The following is a 1204-nucleotide window of genomic DNA, read 5'->3' as shown; positions in this document are numbered from 1 at the left end:
TAAATAAATGATGAGAAATTACTTGACAGAATCAGCATCAGTAATACATTGGCATCATATTAGATAAGCATATATGGAGTTACTGATGTTTAGAGAGAATTGGAAAACAGGGCAGATCGACCGGATGGATTTTGACAGAGTCTTAAGCGCAAAGAAGTATGCGGAATTACAGGGCTCGGCTTGGCAGATATTACATAAGCACGTTTATGAGCTTGTGAACGAAGGTAGTTTCAGTGTGCTGTATAATGTGGATATTCCGGAGCGATTGAGCCATACGTTCCGCTCGATGTGAGCCACGTCTCCGAAAAATAGAGCCACCTAATCCGACAGTGAGAGCCAGTAGAGATTAATATTATATCCAACACATAGTTACACATCATTAGAGGGATATTATCTCAAAGTCAGCTCAGTTTATCGCGGGGGCGGCTGCGAAGTGAGGCCGTAGGCCGAACGAAGCAGCCGCCCCCGCGATGCGATGATTGCCCCTTATGTCTTTATCTTTCTATCTTTGTTTAGCCCTTTGCGTTCTCTCATTGACACTTTTCCATCTATGAATATCTGGCACGAGTCATGTACTATCCGGTCAAGGATGGCATCTGCGAGAGTTTCTTGACCAATCTTCTCATGCCATCCTCCGGGTCTGAATTGCGAACAAAAGATGGTTGAAGCACATTGGCATCTCGCTTCGACGATTTCCAACAGGTCTCTTGCTTCCTGGTCTCTGAGAGGCGTCAGTAACCACTCATCAAGTATCAATAACCGGATATTTTTATACTGTCTGATCACTTTCTTGAAGGTTCCTTCCCCTCTGGCTATGGCAAGCTCATCCAGGAGTTCCGGGAGACGGGCATATCTTACAGGATAGTAGTGTTGGCAAGCAGCTATGCCAAGGGCACAAGCCAGCCACGATTTGCCACTACCGGACGCTCCCATGATGATGACATTGCGATTTTCATTGATGTACGAACAAGATGATAGCCTCAATATCTCTGAACGATCCAGCTTTCTGTCATCATGATATTCAATGTCAGGCACACTGGCGTTGCTGAACTTGAAATATGCGTTCTTGATCAGCTTTTGCAGCCTATTATGTTTGCGTCTGTTCCATTCGGCATCTACCAGAATTCCGAAACGCTCATCAAAATGCAGTTCCTTATAGGAGGGATCATTGAACTGATCACGAAAGACATCTGCCATAGCTCCC

The 1204-nt window shown here is 45.1% G+C and carries 2 protein-coding genes; one reads left to right on the top strand and one right to left on the bottom strand.

The window, feature by feature from the left end; genetic code table 11:
• Positions 1-85 precede the first annotated feature (85 nt).
• Complete coding sequence (locus Q8M98_02870; protein MDP3113696.1) at positions 86-292, top strand: hypothetical protein; 207 nt, start codon at positions 86-88, stop codon at positions 290-292.
• Positions 293-486: 194 nt separating this feature from the next.
• Here Q8M98_02870 and istB read toward each other — a convergent pair whose 3' ends face one another.
• Positions 487-1197: an IS21-like element helper ATPase IstB gene (gene istB, locus Q8M98_02865; GenBank protein ID MDP3113695.1), complete on the bottom strand. Its 711-nt coding sequence runs from the start codon at positions 1195-1197 to the stop codon at positions 487-489.
• Positions 1198-1204: the final 7 nt, after the last annotated feature.

It is taken from the genome of Candidatus Cloacimonadaceae bacterium (assembly GCA_030693415.1).
Taxonomy (GTDB): domain Bacteria; phylum Cloacimonadota; class Cloacimonadia; order Cloacimonadales; family Cloacimonadaceae; genus JAUYAR01.
The sequence above is the reverse complement of the archived record's forward strand: the minus strand, read 5'-3'. Positions and strand labels throughout refer to the sequence as shown.

Bases quoted from the DNA above. Each gene is read 5' to 3' on its own strand.
- Q8M98_02870 (MDP3113696.1), top strand. From the start codon at position 86: ATGTTTAGAGAGAATTGGAAAACAGGGCAGATCGACCGGATGGATTTT.
- istB (MDP3113695.1), bottom strand. From the start codon at position 1,197: ATGGCAGATGTCTTTCGTGATCAGTTCAATGATCCCTCCTATAAGGAA.